The 15,426-nt window shown below is 64.6% G+C and carries 14 protein-coding genes; 7 read left to right on the plus strand and 7 right to left on the minus strand.

Features of this window, described 5'->3' with window-relative positions; genetic code table 11:
• The first annotated feature begins 391 nt into the window (after nt 1-391).
• The gene (locus SB772_RS21300) at nt 392-682 is read left to right on the plus strand and encodes a DUF1488 domain-containing protein (RefSeq protein WP_410835185.1); all 291 of its coding nucleotides are present in this window, start codon (nt 392-394) and stop codon (nt 680-682) included.
• A 173-nt stretch (nt 683-855) separates the two neighbouring features.
• On the opposite strand, the gene SB772_RS21305 is transcribed toward SB772_RS21300, so the two are convergent.
• The 6 genes from SB772_RS21305 to SB772_RS21330 form a co-directional block, all read right to left on the minus strand.
• Nucleotides 856-2,157, minus strand: a complete 1,302-nt coding sequence (locus SB772_RS21305) for an NCS2 family permease (protein ID WP_410835186.1) — start codon at nt 2,155-2,157, stop codon at nt 856-858.
• 20 nt (nt 2,158-2,177) lie between these two features.
• On the minus strand, nt 2,178-2,651 hold the full coding sequence (locus SB772_RS21310) for a YaiI/YqxD family protein (protein ID WP_410835187.1): 474 nt from the start codon (nt 2,649-2,651) through the stop codon (nt 2,178-2,180).
• Nucleotides 2,652-2,901: 250 nt separating this feature from the next.
• Nucleotides 2,902-3,162: a DUF4148 domain-containing protein gene (locus tag SB772_RS21315; protein ID WP_410835188.1), complete on the minus strand. Its 261-nt coding sequence runs from the start codon at nt 3,160-3,162 to the stop codon at nt 2,902-2,904.
• Between the two features lie 119 nt (nt 3,163-3,281).
• Entirely contained in the window at nt 3,282-4,055 is a 774-nt protein-coding gene (locus tag SB772_RS21320; RefSeq protein WP_410835189.1) for a slipin family protein, read from the minus strand.
• Nucleotides 4,052-5,632: an NfeD family protein gene (locus SB772_RS21325; protein WP_410835190.1), complete on the minus strand. Its 1,581-nt coding sequence runs from the start codon at nt 5,630-5,632 to the stop codon at nt 4,052-4,054. Before SB772_RS21325 ends, SB772_RS21320 begins: the two co-directional genes overlap by 4 nt.
• A gap of 83 nt (nt 5,633-5,715) precedes the next feature.
• A complete protein-coding gene (locus SB772_RS21330; RefSeq protein ID WP_410835191.1) occupies nt 5,716-6,753 on the minus strand; it encodes an AraC family transcriptional regulator in 1,038 nt (345 codons plus the stop codon).
• Between the two features lie 247 nt (nt 6,754-7,000).
• Between SB772_RS21330 and SB772_RS21335 the strand changes: the two genes are divergently transcribed.
• From SB772_RS21335 to SB772_RS21360, 6 genes are all read left to right on the plus strand, one after another.
• Complete coding sequence (locus SB772_RS21335) at nt 7,001-8,134, plus strand: acyl-CoA dehydrogenase family protein (protein WP_410835192.1); 1,134 nt, start codon at nt 7,001-7,003, stop codon at nt 8,132-8,134.
• A gap of 88 nt (nt 8,135-8,222) precedes the next feature.
• Nucleotides 8,223-9,914 carry an AMP-binding protein gene (locus SB772_RS21340; protein WP_410835193.1) on the plus strand — a complete coding sequence of 564 codons (1,692 nt, stop codon included), beginning with the start codon at nt 8,223-8,225 and terminating at the stop codon, nt 9,912-9,914.
• A gap of 59 nt (nt 9,915-9,973) precedes the next feature.
• Complete coding sequence (locus SB772_RS21345; protein ID WP_410835194.1) at nt 9,974-11,503, plus strand: CoA-acylating methylmalonate-semialdehyde dehydrogenase; 1,530 nt, start codon at nt 9,974-9,976, stop codon at nt 11,501-11,503.
• A 72-nt stretch (nt 11,504-11,575) separates the two neighbouring features.
• Nucleotides 11,576-12,481 (plus strand): 3-hydroxyisobutyrate dehydrogenase, encoded by a 906-nt coding sequence (mmsB, locus tag SB772_RS21350; RefSeq protein ID WP_410835195.1) that lies wholly within the window; start codon nt 11,576-11,578, stop codon nt 12,479-12,481.
• Entirely contained in the window at nt 12,478-13,287 is an 810-nt protein-coding gene (locus tag SB772_RS21355; protein ID WP_410835196.1) for an enoyl-CoA hydratase, read from the plus strand. The genes mmsB and SB772_RS21355 overlap by 4 nt, the downstream gene beginning before the upstream one ends.
• A complete protein-coding gene (locus SB772_RS21360) occupies nt 13,284-14,432 on the plus strand; it encodes an enoyl-CoA hydratase/isomerase family protein (RefSeq protein WP_410835197.1) in 1,149 nt (382 codons plus the stop codon). The genes SB772_RS21355 and SB772_RS21360 overlap by 4 nt, the downstream gene beginning before the upstream one ends.
• 78 nt (nt 14,433-14,510) lie before the next feature.
• On the opposite strand, the gene SB772_RS21365 is transcribed toward SB772_RS21360, so the two are convergent.
• Nucleotides 14,511-15,362, minus strand: a complete 852-nt coding sequence (locus SB772_RS21365; protein ID WP_410835198.1) for a siderophore-interacting protein — start codon at nt 15,360-15,362, stop codon at nt 14,511-14,513.
• Nucleotides 15,363-15,426: the final 64 nt, after the last annotated feature.

A 15,426-nucleotide genomic window follows, 5' to 3' on the forward strand; every position in this document is an offset into this window, starting at 1 on the left:
AGCATGTCTCCGGTAATACGGACACAGCGGGTACGTTGCCCGCCGCTGTCGTTCCGCAGTGCACCATAAGCGCGACGGCCGAATACCAATATTACAGGACGAAGCGAGGACAGCGCAGCGCGGGAAAAAACCAGGCAACCAGATCGGGAGTGCGCCGTTAAGAAGCGCCGTTCGGCGCGCGTAAGGAAAAACTTGCGCCACGCTGCAACTCGTCTAAAGTAAATCAAATCACCTCGCGAGGCGCGAACTGCGCCAATGACCCAAAGGGGTGACAAGCCCGCGCCATCGGCATTCAAAAAGGAGGGAAAGGAAGCTAGAAGCGCGACTCCATCAGACTAGCGCGCGCAGCACCCAACTCATGCGCCGCGCCAACCCCGTTTAGGTGAACTCCATGCAGATCGTATTTCCGAACGAATCCCCTGAGTATTCAGGGCGCGAACTTACCTTGGCGTTCCCGGCAATGGTTGATGGAGAGAGGGTCGAATGCACGATCACGGCCGAGGCGCTTGAGGACCATTTCGGCGCCGCATCGCCGCGCATCGAGGACATGATCGGCGCATTCGACGCGCACCGGGCCCGCATCGAGGCGGCCACCAGGCGTTTGCTGTCGGAGACGAGGGCGCAATGCCTGATACTCCGCAGCGGCTACGTGCGTTTCTACGAAGCAAACTGGCGCAACTGAGGGAAGACGCGCCATCCATCGCAGCGTCCGATCCTTAATCGGCGCACGCGAGGGTCACCGCGCGCTCAATCATCCGATGACGATGACAAAGCGCGCCGGACCAGAGCGGCAAGCATCGATCCAGACCTGACCGACCGGGGTTAACCACTCTGCGCCTCAGCGCGCCGCCGCGTTCACTCGCTGCCGAGGTAGAAATAGCGGAACAGGAAAATCGCCGCGATCACCCACACCACCAGCTTGACCTTACGCGCCTGCCCGGTCAGCAGTTTCAGCCCGGCATACGAAATAAAACCGAATGCGACGCCATTGGCGATCGAGTAGGTGAACGGCATCAGCAGCGCGGTCAGCGCGGCCGGCACGACTTCGGTGGCGTCGTCCCACGGCAGATCGAGCATTTCGCGCAGCATCAGACACGACACATACAGCAGCGCCGGCGCCGTCGCATAGCCGGGCACCACGCTTGCCAGCGGCGCGAAAAACAGCGCCGCGAGAAACAGCACGGCCACGGTGATCGCCGTCACGCCGGTGCGGCCGCCTGCCTGCACGCCCGACGCGCTTTCGATGTACGCCGTGGTCGACGAGGTGCCGAGCATCGAGCCGGCCAGAATCGCCGTGCTGTCGGCGAGCAGCGCGCGATTGAGCCGGTGCATCTTGCCTGCGACCAGCAAGCCGGCGCGGTTGGCCACGCCCATCAGCGTGCCGGTCGCGTCGAACAGTTCGACGAGGAAGAACACGAGGATCACGTTCAGCACGCCGGTGGACAGTGCGCCGCGAATGTCGAGCTGGAACAGCGTCGGCGCGATCGACGGCGGCGCCGAGACGATGCCGTGAAACTGATTGCCGCCGAAGAAAAAGCTCAGCACCGTCACCCCGACGATGCCGATCAGGATCGCGCCGCGCACCCGCAGATAGTCGAGCGTGACGATCGCGAAGAAGCCGACTACGGCAAGAATCACATGCGGGTTGTGCAGATCGCCGAGCGCGACGAGCGTGGCCGGATTGCCGACCACCACGCCGGCCGACTTCAGCGAAATGATCGCCAGAAAGAGCCCGATGCCGCCGGTGATCGCAATGCGGATCGAATGCGGAATCCCGTTGACGATCACTTCGCGCACGCGAATCAGCGTGACGATCATGAACAGACACCCGGAGATGAACACCGCGCCGAGCGCGGCCTGCCAGGTGAAACCCATGCCCTTGACCACCGTGTACGCAAAGTACGCGTTCAGGCCCATGCCGGGCGCGAGCGCGATCGGATAGTTCGCGTAGAGGCCCATGATCAGCGAGGCCAGTGCGGCCACGATGCAGGTCGCGACGAACACTGCGTCTTTCGGCATGCCGGCGTCGCCGAGAATCGCCGGGTTGACGAAGATGATGTAGGCCATCGTCAGGAAAGTGGTCAGCCCGGCGAGCACTTCGGTGCGCAGGTTGGTGCCGGCGGCATCGAGGCCGAAGTAGCGTTTTATGGAGTCCATGAGGCGGGTCTCTCGTCGTTTCAAAAGCGTTTCTTGTTGGGGCGTGTGATGGGTTGCCGCGCCAGCCAGCGATCCAGCTCACCCGCGAAGCTTTTGCTGTCGCGCGGGCTGAACGCAGCCGGCCCGCCGGTATCGACGCCGCTGCCGCGCAGCTGGTCGAGCATCGAGCGCATGCGCAGCCGTTCTTCGATTGTGCCGGGCGTGTACCAGTTGCCGCGCGGGTCGAGCGCCTGCGCGTTTTTGGCGAGCACGGCGGCGGCAAGCGGAATATCCGCGGTGATCACGAGATCGCCGGCGGCGACGCGCTCGGCGATCAGATCGTCGGCGGCATCGAAACCGGCCGGCACCTGGATCGCGCGGATCAGCGGCGACGGCGGCACGCGCAGAAACGAGTTGGCGACCAGCGTGAGTGTCATGCCGGTGCGGCGCGCCGCCCGGTAGAGCATCTCCTTGATCACGACCGGACAGGCGTCGGCGTCTACCCAGATTGGCATCGTTCGGACTCCGGCTGCGGGGTGAAAGGGGCGAGATGATACCTTGCCAGCGTACGGGGCGGGGCGGCAAGCGAATTGACGTTGTTCCGGCGCGAAACGGCCGGTGCTCGAACACGTTGCGAGCAGCTGCGCTTCGATGCCGATCGTATCGGTCGGCATCGTGCAGAGCGTTTAGAGGTAGTCGCCAAGGCGGCGCCATGCTTCGCGCATCTCCTTGGGGTAGTTGTACTGGTGGTAGACGCGTGGTCGACTACTGCGTCACGTTCCCACCCGATTCCTGCGCCCGCCGCGCGGCGACGATGCGGCCCGCACGCAGCGCATTGTCCGGGTAGTCGATCCAGTCGAGCGGATCGTAGCCGGCGGCGCGCCAGGCGGCCAGATCGGCTTTCACTTCGGCACGCGTTTTCGGCGCCGACGGGTCGTAAGGCCGCGCCGACGTCTGCGCGAACGCGGTGCTCATACACACGGCGGCAAGCAGCGCGCCGAGTCCAATTCGAGAAACGATTTTCATGGCTAGCTCCCGTGGAGCGGTTAAACACGACTCCTGTATTTTAGTTTTCAGCTGCCTTTCGAGTAAGGCGAAGAAAGGCAATGCACCATTTCATCCGGCGATCCAAAGCGACCCGCGGCTCACGCTGGCGGCGGCTTGCTGAAGCGATCCAGCACCGCGCTCAGCAGATCGATCGGCAGCGGAAACACGATGGTCGAATTCTTGTCGGCGGCAATCGTCGTGAGGGTTTGCAGATAGCGCAACTGCATCGCCTGCGGTTGCCTCGCGAGGGTCTGCGCCGCTTCCAGCAGATGCTGCGAAGCCTGCAATTCGCCTTCCGCGTGAATCACCTTGGCGCGGCGCTCGCGCTCGGCTTCGGCCTGACGCGCGATCGCCCGGATCATCGTTTCGTTGATGTCCACGTGCTTGATCTCGACGATCGACACCTTGATGCCCCAAGCGTCGGTCTGTGCGTCGAGCACTTTCTGGATGTCGGCGTTCAACTGCTCGCGCTCCGCCAGCAGTTCGTCGAGCTCGTGCTTGCCGAGCACCGCGCGCAGCGTGGTTTGCGACAACTGGCTGGTTGCTTCGAAGTAACGCGCCACCTGGATCACCGCCTTCTCCGGATCGACCACGCGGAAATACACCACCGCGTTGACCTTCACCGAAACGTTGTCGCGCGTAATCACGTCTTGCGGCGGCACGTCGAACACGACGGTGCGCAGATCCATCCGCACTGCCTGTTGCACGACCGGAATGATCAGCACGAGGCCCGGCCCCTTGACCTTCCAGAAGCGCCCGAGCATGAAGACGACGCCGCGTTCGTATTCCCTGAAAATCCGTATCGCCGATGCGAGTAGCACGGCCACCAGCAAAATCAGAATGCTGCTGAAGCCAAATGTGAAACCGATCATGAGCGTTCTCCTTGTTGTATTGCTTCCGCGGGCTCGACGGTCAGCGTCAGGCCGTGCCGCGCGGTGACGCGCACCGCATGGCCCGCCGCGAGCGGCGCCGTGCTGGACACCCGCCAGCGTTCGCCGTGCACCCGCGCCCAGCCTGCTACCGTCCCGCCGTCCGGCAGCAGGCCGCCGTCGAGCACGATGCCGAGACTGCCGACAATTGCTTCCGAGCCGGTCACCACGGGCCGGCGTCTGGCGCGCAATGCGACGCTCGACACCGCGAACACGAACACGACGCTGAACACGGTGATGGCGGCGATCATCGGCAACGGAATGCCGTAGCCGGGCACATCGGTATCGATCAGCATCAGCGCGCCGATCACGAACGCGACCACGCCGCCGAAGCCGAGCGAGCCGAAGGTCGGCAAAAACGCCTCGGCGATCAGGAACGCGGTGCCGAGAAAGATCAGGCTGAGGCCGACGTAGTTGATCGGCAGCATCTGCATCGCGAAGAGCCCGATCAGCAGACTGATCGCGCCGACCACGCCCGGCAGCACGAAGCCCGGATTGGCGAACTCGAAGAACAGGCCGTACATGCCGAGCATCAGCAGAAGCAGCGCGACGTTCGGGTCGGTGATGACCGCGAAGAAATGGCTGCGCCAATCGGCTTCGAGCGTGACGACCGGCGCGCCGGCAGTGTGGAGTTTGACGCTGCCGCGGATCGTGTCGACCGAGCGGCCATCGAGCTGACGCAGCAGATCGGGCACGTCGCGCGCGTTCAGATCGACGACGTGCAGCGCGAGCGCATCGCTCGCCGACAGGCTGACCGCTTCGCGCACCGCGCGCTCGGCCCACTCGGTGTTGCGCCCGCGCATTTGCGCGAGGCCGCGGATGTAGGCGGCGGCGTCGTGGACCTGCTTGCGCAGTTCGGTCGATTGGGTGTCGAGCGGCAGTGTGCCGCTCGCTGCGCTGGTTGCGGCGGCCTCGCTGGCAGCACTGGCTGCGCTGGCCGCAGTGGCCGAGGCCGGCGTCGCGCGCTCGGGTTTCGGCGTGCCGGGCATTCCGGGTGTTCCCGGTGCCCCGGCAGGGGGCTCCGCGCCGCCGATGCCCATTTGCACGGGCGTCGCCGCGCCGAGATTGGTGCCCGGCGCCATCGCCGCGATGTGGCTGGCGTACACGATGTAGGTGCCGGCGCTCGCCGCCCGCGCGCCGCTTGGGCCGATGAAGGTCGCAACCGGCACCGGCGAGCCGAGAATCGCCTTGATGATCTGCCGCATCGACGTATCCAACCCGCCGGGCGTATCGAGTTGCAGCACGGCGAGCTGGGCGCGCTCGTCGGCGGCGCGCTGCAGGCTGCGCACGATGAAGTCGGCGCTGGCCGGACCGATCGCGCCGCTCACGGGAATCACGATGACGCCGTTGGGCGCGGCGGCGGCCTGAAGCGACGAGGGGCCAATGGGCGGCGCTGCCGCAAACGCCAACAGTACGCCAAGCGCGGTCATGCCGCGCATCAACCGGCCCACGATTCCGCCATGGATAAGCGGACGGCGCGGACCAGACTGCCGGAACGGGAGACGTGGATACGTGCTCATCGCTGACGGCCGTCACGCCACACCGACGGGTATCGAGCGGCGCGGGCCGCAACCCCAAAAAAGGCTGGCCTGCTCCTAACAGCTTAGTCCGATTCCACGTCCCGCGTGAGGTCGGCGCGCGCCGGCCGGTAATCGGTCGGCCGCATGCCGGTCCACTTGCGAAACGCGCGATGAAACGCGCTTGGCTCGGCAAAACCGACGGCGGTGGCGATGTCGGCGATGGTGCGGTCGGTATCCTGCAATTCGCCGATTGCGATGTCGCGCCGCAAGTCGTCCTTGATCGACTGATACGTATAGCCTTCCTGCTTCAGACGCCGCCGCATGGTCGCCTCGGCGACGTTCAGGCGCTGTGCCATCCGATCGGCGGCGGGCCAGGCGGCCATCGGCAGCGCGCGCAGCATCTTGCGTACGCGCGCGGCGAGCGAGCCGGGGTTGCGATACTTGACGATGAAGCTGCCGGGCGCATCGCGCAGGAACGGCCTCACCGATTTCGCCGTCTGGATCACCGGCAGATCGAGAAACGCCGGCGACAGATCCACGTAGGAGTCGGGCTGATCGAACGTCATGTCGTCGCAGAACATCAAGCGGTATTCATGCGCGGCGGGTGGCGCCGCGCAGCGAAAGCGCGCTTCGAGTAGCGGAATGCGCCGCCCGACCAGCCAGCACAATAGGCCGTAGACGAGGATGAAGTAGGTCGCGTAGGCGAACATCGCGGGTGGCGGCGCGCCTTCGCGTTCCACGAATCTGAGCCGCACGCGCTGCGCGTCGGTTTCGATCTGCGCGCCGAGGTCGTCCAGCACCAGCCGCATGAAGCCGACCGCGCGCGCGAGAGCCTGCGCGCCGCTGCGCGCGGTCAGCGCCGTTTGCGTCATCGCGATGAAGCTGCCGCTCTTCATCGGATGCGAGTCCTGGCCGAAGAATTCATCGTCGAGCGCGCGGGCGATGCCGGCCCATAGCGCGCCGTATTGCGCCGACGACACCCGGCTCTTTGGCGACGCGAGCATCGGCGCGGCGATGCCGGCGGCTTCGGCGAGCGGCAACGCATCGAGCCCGCGCGCTCGCGCGAGCGCCAGGGTTTCCTCGACGAGGCTCACTGAAATCGTGCCTTTATCGTTTTTCATGAGTGTCCGGCGTGTCCGGCAAGTCTGGTAAATGCGCTCAGCATTTTCCTTGTGGCGATTCGCTAAGCCTTTGAAAATGCGGCTCGAATCGCGTTTGCATGATATCAGTATGGTAAATGCGCTCAGCCAGAATGATCGGGCTGAGCATCGAACCTGTCCGGCCGCTTCCCTACACTTGCCTCAACCGTTCGCGAGCCGGAGGCCACTTCGAGGCCGCGGCCAGACGCAAAAAACAGGATCGAGCCAGATGGACAGCTTCTACACCGACGAACAACGGATGATCCGCGACGCCGCCCGCGACTTCGCCTCCGAGCGCCTCGCGCCGAACGCCGCGCAGTGGGACCGGGACGCGAAGCTGCCCGCGCAGGTCGTCGCGCAGATGGGCGAGCTCGGTTTTCTCGGCATGATCGTGCCGTCCGAATGGGGCGGCACGTATACCGACTACGTGGCGTATGCGCTCGCGCTCGAAGAGATCGCCGCCGGTTGCGCCGCATGCGCGACGCTGATGAGCGTGCATAACTCGGTCGGCTGCGGGCCGATTCTGAACTTCGGCACCGACGCGCAGAAAGACCGCTATCTGCAAGACCTCGCCACCGGCCGCCGCATCGGCGCGTTCTGCCTGACCGAGCCGCAAGCCGGTTCCGAAGCGAACAATCTGCGCACCCGTGCCGTGCTGCGCGACGGCAAGTGGATTCTCAACGGCAACAAGCAGTTCGTCACCAACGGCGCGCGCGCCAACATCGCGATCGTGTTTGCCGTGACCGATCCCGAGCGCGGCAAGCGCGGCCTGTCCGCGTTCATCGTGCCGACCGATACGCCGGGCTTCAACGTCGGCCGGTCCGAGCACAAGCTCGGCATTCGCGCGTCCGATACGTGCCCGATCTCGCTCGACGACTGCGCGGTACCCGAAGCCAATCTGCTCGGCGAACCCGGCGAAGGCTTGCGGATCGCGCTGTCGAATCTCGAAGGCGGGCGCATCGGCATTGCCGCGCAGGCAGTCGGCATCGCGCGGGCCGCGTTCGATGCCGCTCGCCGCTACGCGAACGAACGCATCCAGTTCGGCCGTGCGCTGAAGGATCATCAGACCATCGCCAATATGCTCGCCGACATGGCGACCCGGCTGAACGCCGCGCGCCTGCTGGTGCATCACGCGGCGCGGTTGCGCACGGCGGGCAAGCCGTGCTTGTCGGAGGCGTCGCAGGCCAAGCTGTTCGCGTCGGAACTGGCTGAGGAGATCTGCTCGAACGCGATCCAGATTCACGGCGGCTATGGCTACCTCGAGGACTATGCGGTCGAGCGGCACTATCGCGACGCCCGCATCACGCAGATTTACGAAGGCACCAGCGAAGTACAGCGGATGGTGATCGCGCGCCATGTTTGAATCAAAACGCGGGCAATTTGAGCGCAAAATAGCCTGCTCGATAACATAAAAGCGGAGCGCATACCGCGCCCCCAGCATGGAGACGACGATGACTGCAGCGAAGGGTTTTTTCGACGCGCGTGACCTGTTATTGCGCCATCGAACCGACTACGACCGTGCGTACCGCGAATTCGCGTGGCCGGTACTGGGCGAGTTCAACTGGGCGCTCGATTACTTCGACGTGATCGCGCGAAATAACGACAATCCGGCGCTGTGGATCGTCGACGATCCGGCGAGCGAGGGTTTGCGCCTGTCGTACGCGCAGATGTCGGAGCGCTCGGCGCGCATGGCGAATTTCCTGCGCGGCGTCGGCGTAGGGCGTGGCGACCGTTTGCTGCTGATGCTGCCGAACCGCGTCGAACTATGGGACGTGATGCTCGCGGCCATGAAGCTCGGCGCGATCGTACTGCCCGCCACCACCCAGCTTTCCGCCGACGACGTGCGCGACCGCGTGCAGATCGGCGGCGCGACGTTCGTGGTGGTCGATAGCGCGGAGCTGGCGAAGTTCGATGCACTGGATGTGCCGCTTACCCGCATCTCGGTCGGCACGCCGCGCGACGGCTGGATCGACCTTGCCGCGGCTTATGCGGCATCGCCGCAATTCACGCCCGAAGGCGTCACGCACGCCACCGATCCGCTGCTGCTGTACTTCACCTCGGGCACCACCTCGAAGCCGAAACTGGTCGAGCATACGCACCAGAGCTACCCGGTCGGCCATCTGTCGACGATGTACTGGATCGGCCTGCAACCGAACGACATCCATTGGAATATCAGCTCGCCGGGCTGGGCCAAGCACGCGTGGAGCTGCTTCTTCGCGCCGTGGAATGCGCAGGCCTGCGTATTCGTATTCAACTTCCCGCGCTTCGTGCCGAAGGACACGCTCGAGGTGCTGGTGCGCTTCAACGTCACCACGCTATGCGCGCCGCCGACCGTCTGGCGCATGCTGGTGCAGGAGCATCTCGCCGACTATCCGGTGAAGCTGCGCGAGATTGTCGGCGCGGGCGAGCCGTTGAATCCGGAGATCATCGAACGGGTGAAGCACGCGTGGGGCATCACGATCCGCGACGGCTTCGGCCAGACCGAAACCACCTGCCAGATCGGCAATTCGCCGGGCCAGCCGGTGGTGCCGGGTTCGACGGGACGCCCGCTGCCGGGCTACAGGATCGAACTCCTCGATGCCGACGATCAGCCGGTGACCGAAGGCGAAATCGCCTTGCCGCTGGCCGAACGCCCGCTCGGTTTGATGACCGGCTACGCGAACAACGTCAATGCGACCGCGCAGGCGATGCGCAACGGTTTCTACCACACGTCCGATGTCGCGCTGCGCCGTGACGATGGCTACTACGTCTACGTCGGCCGCTCGGACGACGTTTTCAAATCGTCCGACTACCGGCTGAGCCCGTTCGAACTCGAAAGCGTGCTGATCGAACACGAGGCGATCGGCGAAGCGGCCGTGGTGCCGAGCGCCGACGCGCTGCGTTTGTCGGTGCCCAAAGCGTTCGTCACCGTGCGGCAAGGTTACGAGGCCGGACCCGAACTCGCCCGCGCCGTGTTCGCGTTCTCGCGCGAAAAACTTGCGCCGTACAAGCGGATTCGCCGTTTGCAATTCAGCGAACTGCCGAAGACCATCTCCGGCAAGATTCGCCGCGTCGAATTGCGGCGCCGTGAAATGGAGCGCGAAGCCGAACCCGCGCGCCTGCCCGGCGAATACTGGGAAGAAGATTTTCCGGATCTACGTTGATTCTTTTCGTTTCTAGTCACTGTCCGGCCGCCGCGCGGCCACTGCACAGGAGTTCCAGCATGAGCGCAATTGCTTCGACCCAAGCCGGGCGACAGATCGCCACCGTCAAACTGCTGATCAACGGCGAGTTCGTCGAATCGAAGACCACCGAGTGGCGCGATATCGTCAACCCGGCTACGCAAGAGGTGCTCGCACGCGTGCCGTTTGCCACCGCCGATGAAGTCAACGAAGCAATCCGCGCCGCGCACGCTGCATTCAAGACGTGGAAAGACACGCCGATCGGCGCGCGCATGCGCATCATGCTCAAGTACCAGGCGCTGATTCGCGAGCATATGCCGCGCATCGCGAAGACCTTGAGCGCCGAGCAGGGCAAGACGATTCCCGATGCCGAAGGCGACATCTTCCGCGGTCTCGAAGTGGTCGAGCATGCAGCGTCGATCGGCACCTTGCAGCAAGGCGAATTCGCGGAGAACGTGGCGGGCGGTGTGGATACGTACACGCTGCGCCAGCCGATCGGCGTGTGCGCCGGCATCACGCCGTTCAATTTCCCCGCGATGATCCCGCTGTGGATGTTTCCGATGGCGATCGTCTGCGGCAATACGTTCGTGCTGAAACCGTCCGAGCAGGATCCGTTGTCGACGATGCAACTGGTCGAACTGGCGCTCGAAGCCGGCGTGCCGAAGGGCGTGCTGAATGTCGTGCACGGCGGCAAGGAAGTGGTCGATGCGCTCTGCACGCACGAGTTGGTGAAGGCGATTTCGTTCGTCGGTTCGACGGCGGTCGGCACGCACGTCTACCGTCTCGGCAGCGAACATGGCAAGCGCGTGCAGTCGATGATGGGCGCGAAGAATCACGCCGTTGTCCTGCCCGATGCGAACCGCGAGCAGACCCTGAATGCACTGGCCGGCGCGGGCTTCGGCGCGGCGGGGCAGCGCTGCATGGCGACTTCGGTGGTCGTGCTGGTGGGCGCCGCGCAGCAATGGTTGCCCGATCTGGTGGCGAAGGCCAGAACGCTGAAGGTCAACGCCGGTAACGAACCGAATACGGATATCGGCCCGGTGGTCTCGCGCGCGGCGAAGCAGCGCATTCTCGGCGTGATCGGAGCGGGTGTTAAGGAAGGCGCGACGCTCGCGCTCGACGGCCGCGACGTGAAGGTGAGCGGCTATGAACAGGGCAACTTCATCGGTCCGACGGTTTTCACCGATGTCACCACCGAGATGGAAATCTATCGCACCGAAATCTTCGGCCCGGTGCTGCTGGTGCTGAGCGCGGCCACGCTCGATGACGCGATTGCACTCGTCAACCGCAATCCGTTCGGCAACGGCGTAGGGCTCTTCACGCAAAGCGGCGCGGCGGCGCGCAAATTCCAGAGCGAGATCGACGTCGGCCAGGTCGGCATCAACATTCCGATTCCGGTGCCGGTGCCGTTCTTCAGCTTTACCGGGTCGCGCGGCTCGAAGCTCGGCGATCTCGGGCCGTACGGCAAACAGGTCGTGCAGTTCTACACGCAGACCAAGACCGTCACCGCCCGCTGGTTCGACGACGACACCGTCAACGACGGCGTCAACACCACCATCAGCCTGCGCTAAGGCCCATTGAGCGCGCTCGTTGCACCAGGCGCGCGCGCGAATATCGCTTTGCATGGGATGGGAGACGACACCATGAAAATAGGTTTTATCGGACTCGGCAACATGGGCGCGCCGATGGCGCACAACCTGCTCAAGGCGGGCCACGCGGTCAACGTATTCGACCTCAACGCACAGGCCTTGCAGGCCCTGGTCGATGCGGGCGCGAAGGCGGCGGGTTCGCCGAAAGCGGCGGTGAGCGACGTCGAATGTGTGATCACGATGTTGCCTGCTGCTGCACATGTGCGCAGCGTGCTGACGGCAGACGACGGCGTATTCGCCGGTATCGCCAAAGGCGTGACGATCGTCGATTCGAGCACCATCGACCCGGCGAGCGTCAAGGCTTTCGCGGAACTGGCCGCGCAGCACGGCAACACCTTTGTCGATGCGCCCGTGTCGGGCGGCACCGGCGGCGCGGCGGCGGGCACGCTGACCTTCATGGTCGGCGGTAGCGCGAGCGCGTATGAGCAGGTCAAACCGGTGTTGTCGGCGATGGGCAAGAACATTGTTCATTGCGGCGATACCGGAACCGGACAGGTCGCGAAGATCTGCAACAACCTCGTGCTCGGCATCACGATGGCGGGGGTGGCCGAGGCGATGTCGCTCGGTGAAGCGCTCGGCATCGACCCGAAAGTGCTCGGCGGCATCATCAATACCTCGACCGGGCGTTGCTGGAGTTCGGACACGTATAACCCGATGCCCGGCGTGATCGAGACCGCGCCGTCGACGCGCGGTTATACCGGCGGCTTCGGCACCGATCTGATGCTCAAGGACCTGGGCCTCGCCACCGACGCCGCGAAATTCGCACGCCAACCGGTCTATCTCGGCGCGCTGGCGCAGCAGCTCTATCAGACGATGAGCGCCCAAGGCGCGGGACGCCTGGACTTTTCGGCGGTGATCAAGCTTTACCGTCACGACGGCAAAGACGGGGACGCGAAATGATCGAACTCGACTACGCGCACGACGGCGCCGTCGCGCTGCTGACGCTCAAGCGGCCACCCGCGAATGCGTTTACGCCGGACGGTTTGCTGCAATTGCAGGCGACTGTCGAACGCCTGAACGGCGAGGCGCGCGTGCGGGCGATCGTGATGACTGGCGACGGCCCCAAATTCTTCAGCGCAGGCGCCGACCTGAACACCTTCGCCGACGGCAATCGCGAGGTTGCGCGCACCGCGGCGACGCGCTTCGGCAGCGCCTTCGAAGCATTGCAGAATGCGCGTGCGGTGGTGATCGCGGCGATCAACGGCTACGCGATGGGTGGCGGCCTCGAATGCGCGCTGGCGTGCGATATCCGCATTGCCGAACAGCATGCGTTAATGGCCTTGCCCGAAACCGCGGTCGGCTTGCTGCCATGCGGCTGCGGCACTCAGACCCTGCCATGGCTGGTCGGCGAAGGCTGGGCGAAGCGGATGATTCTGACTGGCGAACGCGTCGATGCGGCCACCGCTTTGCGCATCGGCCTGGTCGAAGAAGTCGTGGACAAGGGCGCCTCGCGCGAGGCCGCGCTGACGATGGCGGCGCGCGTCGCGACGCTGAGCCCGCAGGCGGTCGGCTTCAGCAAGACGTTGATTCACCAGGGACGTAACGGCGTGCCGCGCACCGCTGCGCTGGCGGTGGAGCGCGAGCGTTTTGTCGATCTGTTCGATGGTGCGGATCAGCGCGAAGGCGTGAATGCGTTCCTGGAGAAGCGCACACCGCGCTGGCAGGTTACACAGGATGAGCACGTGGAGCAGGAGACGCATCGATGAGCGCCTTGCAGAGCGTAGCAAGCGAGGCGAGCACGGAGGCGGAGCGGGAGATTCTGTTTCGCGTCGTCAACCGCGTGGCGATCATCACGCTGAACCGGCCGGCGGCGCTCAATGCGTTGTCGCACGCGATGGTGCGTGAACTTGCGGTACTGGTCGAACATTGCCGAACTGACGACGGCATCGTCGCGCTCGTGCTGAAGGGCGCGGGCGCCAAGGGCTTTTGCGCCGGCGGCGACGTGCGCGAGGTCTACCGGCTGGCGAAGCAGGGCGACAGCCGATGGCTGGCATTTTTCGTCGACGAATACCGGCTCGATTACGCGCTGCATACATTTCCGAAGCCGGTGGTTGCTTTGCTCGACGGCATTGCGATGGGCGGCGGCATGGGCCTTGGCCAGGCGGCGCGATTGCGGATCGTGACCGAGCGCAGCCGGATCGCGATGCCGGAGACGCGTATCGGTTTCTTGCCTGACGTCGGCGCGACGCGGTTTTTGAGTGTGATGCCGGCGGAGGTCGAGTTGTATGTCGGCCTGACGGGCGTGACGCTATCCGGGGCTGATGCATTGCGGCTGCAACTGGCCGATCTATGCGTGCCTGCGGAGTGGCTTGCCACGTTTGAGGAGCGCTTGCAGCGCATGTCGCATGAGGGGGATTTGCTGGCGGCGTTGCGAAGGGTGTTCGAGCCGCCTTGCAACATTGTTCCGCATGCTGCGTTGGGACCGTTTACGCAGTTGATTCTGCGGCATTTCGATCGGCGCTCGAGTGTCGAGCGGATGGTCGCGACGTTGCGGCATGATCTGGACCGCGAGCCGCCGCGGGAGGTTCGGCAGTGGCTGCAGGCTGCTTATGATGCGATGATCGGGCATTCGCCGACTATGTTGTGTGTTACTCGGGAGGCGTTGTTGAGGGGGCGTCAGATGACGCTGGCCGAGTGCTTTCGGATGGAGTTGGGGATTGTCAGGCGGGTGATCGAGGAGGGGGATTTCTGCGAGGGGGTGAGGGCGCAGCTGATCGATAAGGATCGACGTGGGAGGTGGGCGCCGGCTAGCCTGGCCGAAGTTCGCTCAGAGAGAGTTCGGTGGTTTTTGGCTTCGCCATGGAAGAGGGAGCAGCATCCGTTAGCTGCTATGGGCGGTGAAGCAGGGTGATGCTTTTGTCTTTTGGCGGCGGCATCAGCCTGCATGAACTGTATTAGCCTGCACCGGTGCCATCCGCCCGGACAAACCTCAGTCGTCGAGCGATTCGTGAACCGCTTCGGCCCCCTGTTTCCAGTAGCTGGCGGCGCGAATGCGTGACTTGTCGACGCCGCGTTCAGTACACAAGTGGTAGCGCACCGCACGCATCGTTGCGGATTCGCCGGCCGCCCACACGTAGCCTTCGCCGTCTTCCGGCAGATAGATTTCGCGCACCGCCTGCAGCAACGCGTCGCCGCGATACGCCGACTCGCTGCGATAGCGCCAGACGATATGCAACTCGGCTTGCGTCGAGAATTCGATGCGCGCCGACGGGTCAGCCACTTCGATCACCGCCGCGGCGCGCGTGCCGGCAGGCAGTTCTTCGAGGCGGCGAGCGATCGCCGGCAGCGCGGTGTCGTCGCCGATCAAAAAATGCCAGTCGAAGCCGGTCGGTATCACCAGCGACCCGCGCGGGCCGCCGATGCCGAGGGTCTGGCCGACTTCGGCCTGCGCGGCCCACGTTGCGGCCGGCCCGGCCTCATGCATCGCAAATTCGATGTCGAGTTCGCGAGCTTCGCGGTCGAAGCGGCGTGGCGTGAAATCTCGCGCGATCGGGCGCGGCTGGTCGGCGGGGAACACGGGGCCGTCCGGGCCGGCGGCCGGTATCACGGGTTTGTCGGCGCCGGGTTCGGGGAAAAACACTTTGATGTGGTCGTCAAACGAAGCGGAGACGAAGTCGTACAGATCCTCGCCGGTGAAGGTGACGCGAATCAGATGCGGTGTCAGCGCGTGAACCCGCTTGACCTGCAACAGACGGAACTTCAGCGGATGCCGCACGCGGTTGACCGCAAGATCGGCCCGGTTGTGATTCGCCGGCTCATTTCTCGACTCATTTGTCTGCATTCGGTGCTACTCCTGTTGGTTGGATCGGCGCGCGAGGATGCCAGTATGCGTAACGGCATGCCAT

The sequence above is a fragment of the Paraburkholderia sp. SIMBA_030 genome, from assembly GCF_046535245.1.
Taxonomy (GTDB): Bacteria; Pseudomonadota; Gammaproteobacteria; order Burkholderiales; family Burkholderiaceae; genus Paraburkholderia.

What these genes read in the sequence shown, in the direction of transcription:
- SB772_RS21300 (WP_410835185.1), top strand. Translation starts at nt 392, where the DNA reads ATGCAGATCGTATTTCCGAACGAATCCCCTGAGTATTCAGGGCGCGAA.
- SB772_RS21305 (WP_410835186.1), bottom strand. Translation starts at nt 2,157, where the DNA reads ATGGACTCCATAAAACGCTACTTCGGCCTCGATGCCGCCGGCACCAAC.
- SB772_RS21310 (WP_410835187.1), bottom strand. Translation starts at nt 2,651, where the DNA reads ATGCCAATCTGGGTAGACGCCGACGCCTGTCCGGTCGTGATCAAGGAG.
- SB772_RS21315 (WP_410835188.1), bottom strand. Translation starts at nt 3,162, where the DNA reads ATGAAAATCGTTTCTCGAATTGGACTCGGCGCGCTGCTTGCCGCCGTG.
- SB772_RS21320 (WP_410835189.1), bottom strand. Translation starts at nt 4,055, where the DNA reads ATGATCGGTTTCACATTTGGCTTCAGCAGCATTCTGATTTTGCTGGTG.
- SB772_RS21325 (WP_410835190.1), bottom strand. Translation starts at nt 5,632, where the DNA reads ATGAGCACGTATCCACGTCTCCCGTTCCGGCAGTCTGGTCCGCGCCGT.
- SB772_RS21330 (WP_410835191.1), bottom strand. Translation starts at nt 6,753, where the DNA reads ATGAAAAACGATAAAGGCACGATTTCAGTGAGCCTCGTCGAGGAAACC.
- SB772_RS21335 (WP_410835192.1), top strand. Translation starts at nt 7,001, where the DNA reads ATGGACAGCTTCTACACCGACGAACAACGGATGATCCGCGACGCCGCC.
- SB772_RS21340 (WP_410835193.1), top strand. Translation starts at nt 8,223, where the DNA reads ATGACTGCAGCGAAGGGTTTTTTCGACGCGCGTGACCTGTTATTGCGC.
- SB772_RS21345 (WP_410835194.1), top strand. Translation starts at nt 9,974, where the DNA reads ATGAGCGCAATTGCTTCGACCCAAGCCGGGCGACAGATCGCCACCGTC.
- mmsB (WP_410835195.1), top strand. Translation starts at nt 11,576, where the DNA reads ATGAAAATAGGTTTTATCGGACTCGGCAACATGGGCGCGCCGATGGCG.
- SB772_RS21355 (WP_410835196.1), top strand. Translation starts at nt 12,478, where the DNA reads ATGATCGAACTCGACTACGCGCACGACGGCGCCGTCGCGCTGCTGACG.
- SB772_RS21360 (WP_410835197.1), top strand. Translation starts at nt 13,284, where the DNA reads ATGAGCGCCTTGCAGAGCGTAGCAAGCGAGGCGAGCACGGAGGCGGAG.
- SB772_RS21365 (WP_410835198.1), bottom strand. Translation starts at nt 15,362, where the DNA reads ATGCAGACAAATGAGTCGAGAAATGAGCCGGCGAATCACAACCGGGCC.